Raw genomic sequence first — 1,047 nt, forward strand, 5'->3', positions numbered from 1 at the left:
AAGGTCAGTATAAGTGTTATCCGCCACACTGATGCTCGGTGCTGTTGCACTGCCATCTTGGGTGAAGGTCGCTGTCCAGGTCAAACCGCCATCTGCTGTACTCAAGCCAGCTAAAGTACCGCCTGCCAAGGTTACATCTGTTGCATCAAAGCCAGTTACTGCTTCACTGAAGGTGAAGGTTACTGTGGTGCTTTCACCAAGACCAAGATTCAGGTCAGTTGCACTGATCGCAAGCGTCGGTGGAACAATATCTACAACGAAACCATCAGTACCATCAAGTACATCACCTGTACCCAAGTTACCTGCAATATCTGTGTAAGTATTATCAGCCACAGTAATGCTTGGTGCTGTGCCTGTGCCATCTGGCGTAAACACTGCTGTCCAAGTGATGTTGTCCGTTGTCGTCAAGCCAGTCAATGTACCACCGACTAAAGTGATATCACTGGCATCAAAGCCTGTAACCGCTTCACTGAATGTGAAGGTGATGTTCGCTGTTTCACCTGCCGCAAGTTCAAGGTCATCTGTCGTAATCGCAAGCGTCGGTGGAACAATATCTACAACGAAACCATCAGTACCATCAAGTACATCACCTGTACCTAGGTTACCTGCAATATCTGTGTAAGTATTATCAGCCACAGTAATGCTTGGTGCTGTGCCTGTGCCATCTGGCGTAAACACTGCTGTCCAAGTGATGTTGTCCGTTGTCGTCAACGCACCTAATGTACCACCAACTAAAGTGATATCACTGGCATCAAAGCCTGTAACCGCTTCACTGAATGTGAAGGTGATGTTCGCTGTTTCGCCTGCTGTAAGTTCAAGGTCATCTGTCGTAATCGCAAGCGTTGGCGGAACAATATCAACGATGAAGCCGTCTGTACCATCAAGTACATCGCCTGTACCTGGGTTGCCCAAGGTATCAGTGTAGCTACCATCAGCCACTGCAATGCTTGGTGCTGTGCCTGTGCCATCTGGCGTAAACACTGCTGTCCAAGTGATGTTGTCCGTCGTGGTCAAGCCAGTCAATGTACCGCCAACCACGGTGATGTC

Annotated in this window: 1 protein-coding gene; it reads right to left on the reverse strand. The window is 48.7% G+C overall.

Annotated features, from left to right (window positions below; all coding sequences use genetic code 11):
• Positions 1-1,047: Ig-like domain-containing protein (locus ACLBWE_RS19100; protein ID WP_447604282.1), on the reverse strand; the 1,047-nt coding region annotated here is incomplete at both ends.

Source organism: Acinetobacter sp. M5A5_2a (assembly GCF_053345265.1).